Raw genomic sequence first — 4,637 nt, forward strand, 5'->3', positions numbered from 1 at the left:
CGAGGAGGCTGCATTCGTCACCGGCCAGATCTTTGTCGTGGATGGTGGTCGCACTGCTAAGCTAAGTCTTCCATGAAGGTAAGTCGCCTTCCAAAGAACCTCGAACCGGGAACGCCATTCTCCCGCCGCAGCAGGAGAGTCCGGCTTTGGGGACAGTCTCGCCTTCGATTGGCGGGATCATCGGCGCCGGCTTCGCGAGCTCTGGTATCCGGGAATTATTGAAAGACGCAGTCCACATCGGATACCGTGGAATGCGGGTGAATGACGCGTGAATTCCGCTTCCTCCCGCGGAGGAGTCCTGCCCACTATTCCCCGGAAAGCGCCGGGCGCCGACACCAGCTATCGGTTCTGTCGAGCCCGTGACACGGTGGCGTTCGGCTTGCTCCCGATGCACTCTCATTTAAGCCTTTGAATAGTATGCAGATCATTGATCTGACACTCCTTCTGCTCAGTTGGCACGACTCTTGAATCTTCCTTGTAGCGAGGCAGCAGGAGCTGCCGGCGGCGCGTGGCAGAAATCGCCCCGCGTATTTCCCAAGCAAATGGCCAGAGGAAGCATAATGGACGAGAGGATGTCTGCCCCGACGAATGCCGAAGCTCAGGCGCGCGACGCGCAGCTTTGGGTGAATGCATCGCGCAATGCGCTCAGCCGGTTGGTACGCTGCCTGTTCGCCGAGCGTCTTCTTGAAGCAGATGGATTATTGTGGGCGCGCGACGGCCACCAAGCCTGGCTCCCCCTTTGGCAGTCGCGCCGAGTCTTGCATTTCACCGACCTGTGTCGTGCACCTGCCGGAATATTGCAAAATGGTGGTCCCATCGAAGTGCTGGACGAAACCGGCGCCCGGCACCGGATCGATGACCCCTCCGATCTCATGAGGCAGGTCGCGCCCGCCTTCGCGATTTCGCCTGCATCGGACGGCTTGGAGAATCTTTTGCGCGACATCGATAACAGCGTGCGCAACGACGTCCTGGCGCGTCGCCACCGACAGCACTGGAGCGCCCAGATGCGAGGGAAAGTAGCTGAATCAGGCGCGCAAGGATTCCTCGCCTATCTTGCTAAGAGCTTGCCGCCGCACCTGGCAGCCATGACTCTCGATCAGTGGGGCGCGTTGGAAGGTCACCCCTTTTATCCGACATGGAAGGCCAAGCCCGGGCTACCGCCTAAGGACGTGAGTGCGTTGTCGCCTGAATTCGGCGCTCGTGTGCGCGTGCGCGTCGCAGGGCTGCGCAAGGAATGGGTTTATGTGGAGAAAATGCCGCATGTCGGCAGCTATTCGGAATGGTTCTCACGAAAGTTTCCCGACCTCTGGCGCGACTGGGCCAACGGCCTGAATCACCGTGGAAAGTCGCCTGAAGACTGGCTTCCTATGCCTGTCCATAGCTGGCACCTTGAGAATTTCGTGCGCCGTGAATTCGCGTCCGAGATTGCTTCCGGTGTTTTCGACCCGGATGGCCCGGAGGTCCTGACGCTGCCGTCTATGTCCTTCCGCACGATGCTGCCGGACGAACAGGAACGGAGGCCCTTTATCAAGCTGCCGGTGGCGATCTGGATGACCAGCGAACAGCGTACCCTGCAGGGCAAGTCGATTCACATGGGGCCGCGCCTCAGCACCCTGATTTCCGATATCCTGTCAAAAGAGAAGGATATTGACGAGAGGCTGGAGATATTCACCGAAGAGCTGGGCGCAATCTTGCGTCACCCCGAGACGGGCGATGAGCATCCGGGCCGCTTTCTCTCGGTTGTCTATCGCAACGCTGACGCTCTAGCTCGCAATGACGGACTTTTGCCCGTTACTGTGGCTGCACTGTTGACGTCAAGCCCGATCGATGGTCGTCCGCTCATTTGCGAATTGATCGCAAGGAACGGCGATGAAAGCGACACGACCGTGTCTGCGTTTTTCCGCGCCTATGCACGCACCGTTATCCGGCCGACGCTCGGCATGTATCTGCTATACGGCATTGGCTTTGAGGCGCATCAGCAAAACAGCACCATCCTGTTCGATGAAACCGGCCGCCCACGAAAACTGTTGATCCGTGATTTCGGCGATGGCCGCAGGCTTGCGCCCCTGTTCAAGGAACGCGGGCACCGCCTGAAGCCCTTCAGTCGCAAGGAAATCTTATCCACCCTATCCAATGACGATATCAGTTTCGTGCGCTCATTCGTCATCGACGCCTGCTTCATCTGCCATCTTCATGAGATCGCACTGTGCCTCAACCAACAGTATACGCTGACGGGCACGAGCCTTTGGCGCATCCTGCGGGAAGAAGCCGAGGCAGCGTTTGCCGCCCTCAGGCCGCGCATGTTGTCGGACGCGTTCTGGCTGGAGGAACGCAAGGCTTTTCTTGAGAACCCCTGGCCGACCCGCTCAGTGCTCCGGATGCATCTGGAGCGCTACCCCGAGGGTCGGTTGGAGCATCACTTGCCCAATCCACTGGCGGAAGCGGAATGACATGCCTCTGCCGCGCTTCGCGGCCTCAGAGCTGTTTTTGTTTTCCTACTCGGCCTGCATTCGTCTCCATGGACGCCATGGAAATCGGTGGCCCCATTCCGGCCGATCCATATAAAAATGTCGCGCGCTTGCGACAGCGTCTTTGGACTCGCTGGATTTGTGCCTACGGGCGGCTGAATGGCGAGGCATCGTTTCATTCAGCTTCAAGTTCGCACCTCTGGGTCACCAGCTGGCGGCCCCCAGGCTGGTCAACATGTCATCGCCCGGCGTGCACCTGGAGATCGTAAAGGGCCTTGTAGCGGCCTCCTTTTGCCAGGAGTTCCTCACGGGTGCCGCGCTCGACGACAACGCCATTCTCGACAAAAAGGACCTAGTCAGTGTGGCATGAGGGAACTCAGCCGGTGATAATGGCGATTGTCGCGCCGTCGCGAAGCGCCGCATGGCCGAGCGTATGCGCTGTTCGGTAGCGGCGCCCGTCCGGCGCGCGTTGAAAATTCCAGGAGGTTCCGAAATTTCGTCAGGTTCCGAAAGCAGGTCTGCAATCAGGTTCCGGGCGGCGGCAGGGACTGCGGCAGCAAAGTTTGCCGGTCGACAGTACTGGCCATTGCTCACGGGCCCCTGTCAGCCGCTTCCGGGGAAGCCGTCACAGGCGAAGGCAAGGTGGAAGGTGCTTGTTCCAAGGGTTGGAGTGCGGCCTCAAGAACGCTCCTGTCCCCGCGCGGGCGTCCTACGATCTGCATGCCCATCGGCAAGCCCCGTTGGTCGAAACCTGCAGGAATCCCGATAGAAGGCAGCGATGCCAGCGTCGGGCCGATCACGACCTGCATCCAGCGGTGATAGGTATCATTGTCCGCCCATTGATCTCCTTCGGCCAACGGATCGACGCGTCGAATGGGAAGACCTGGGCCGAGGGGAGCAACAGAAAGTCGTACCGTTCGAAGAGGCCGACCATCTTGAGGTACCATTCTGTCCTTGCCAGATGCGCGGTGTAGAAATCGTAGGTGGAGAGCGTGCGGCCCAGTTCCACCTCCCACTTGGCTTCGGGGCTGATCAGATCTCTCAGCGACGGGTCATTGAAGGGGTCGTGCAGTTGTCCGGCCAGCGCATTACTCCGCAGCGTGGGCGTAGGCGTTCCACAGCCGCTCCAGGTCGAAACCGGAGGAAATTTCCTCGATCATCGCCCCCGCCTGAGCGAATTTGCCCGCCGCACCGCTGACCAGATCGACCAGCCCCGGCTCGAAACCAAGCTGGCTTGTCCAGTCGCCGAGCCATCCGAACCGCGCCTTGTGCGGATCAATTGGCCTGAGGTTGTCCAGCCAACCCGGAGGCGAGTCGAGCGATTGCGGTACCCGGTCGTCACATCCGGCCTGCACTGACAGCAGCATGGCCACGTCCTGAACTGTGCGGCCCATCGGGCCTACGGCCGTCATCTGGCTGCTGAACGCCTGAGGCACGCCGAGAAGCGGGCCAACCTTCTCCCCCCCGAGATACGGCCACGTCCGCCGCGGCCGCCTCCTCCAGCAGATCGCGCCGGGGACGAAGCGAGATGATCGCGTTGACCAGCGGGTTCACCCGCTCAATATGATCCAGATAGGCGGTTATGACCTCCACCACCGAGACCTCGCGGGCACGGATCATGCGAGCAAGTTCGATAGCTTCGGGTCGGCTGAATTCGCAAAAAAATCGCCTGCCGGTTGATTTTAATTCGAATGTCCAGATACGCCCTTTTCTGTAGCCTGCGGCGTGCGTGATTGGAGCAATCAGCGGAAAGCCCCAGCTCTTCCGTCTTATCGTGCCGAAGATCCCGGCGCTTTCCGTGCTGGTCCACGGCCGCTGTCCTTAGCCAATTTGGGAGGTTCAAATGGGGTATTTTACTAGGCATGGCAAACCTATGCCTAAGGTCTTCGATAGTCTCGCCGAGGAAGCAAAAAAGGACGGGATGGACCGGCGCGAGTTCCTGGCGCTCGCTTCCGTCTTCGGTGCGTCGACGGCTATGGCGTACTCGATGCTGGATGCAATACCGCCGGCGCATGCCGAAGAAGTGCCTAAGAAAGGTGGAACTCTGCGAATTGCTACGCAGGTTTTTGGTCAGAAAGACCCCCGCGTAAACGACCTTCCTGCATTAGCGAACATTTACCGCCAATTCCTCGAACCTTTGGTCAAGTATACCAACGAATACACCTTTGA

The 4,637-nt window shown here is 59.5% G+C and carries 3 protein-coding genes and 2 pseudogenes; 2 read left to right on the forward strand and 3 right to left on the reverse strand.

The genetic code is table 11. The features are described from left to right. The first annotated feature begins 560 nt into the window (after nucleotides 1–560). Entirely contained in the window at nucleotides 561–2,450 is a 1,890-nt protein-coding gene (locus DH10_RS25615; protein ID WP_192385497.1) for an IucA/IucC family protein, read from the forward strand. Nucleotides 2,451–2,672: 222 nt separating this feature from the next. Here DH10_RS25615 and DH10_RS37260 read toward each other — a convergent pair. From DH10_RS37260 to DH10_RS25625, 3 genes and pseudogenes are all read right to left on the reverse strand, one after another. Further along, nucleotides 2,673–2,921: pseudogene (locus tag DH10_RS37260) on the reverse strand (ABC transporter ATP-binding protein); the annotation flags it as partial. A gap of 137 nt (nucleotides 2,922–3,058) precedes the next feature. Beyond that, nucleotides 3,059–3,415, reverse strand: a complete 357-nt coding sequence (locus DH10_RS38315; protein ID WP_192385498.1) for an amidase family protein — start codon at nucleotides 3,413–3,415, stop codon at nucleotides 3,059–3,061. A gap of 141 nt (nucleotides 3,416–3,556) precedes the next feature. Then, the gene (locus DH10_RS25625; RefSeq protein WP_343221621.1) at nucleotides 3,557–3,835 is read right to left on the reverse strand and encodes a hypothetical protein; all 279 of its coding nucleotides are present in this window, start codon (nucleotides 3,833–3,835) and stop codon (nucleotides 3,557–3,559) included. 506 nt (nucleotides 3,836–4,341) lie between these two features. Here DH10_RS25625 and DH10_RS25630 point away from each other — a divergent pair. Then, nucleotides 4,342–4,637, forward strand: a pseudogene (locus tag DH10_RS25630) (ABC transporter substrate-binding protein); the annotation flags it as partial.

Source organism: Mesorhizobium silamurunense, assembly GCF_014843825.1.
Classification (GTDB): Bacteria; Pseudomonadota; Alphaproteobacteria; order Rhizobiales; family Rhizobiaceae; genus Mesorhizobium; species Mesorhizobium silamurunense.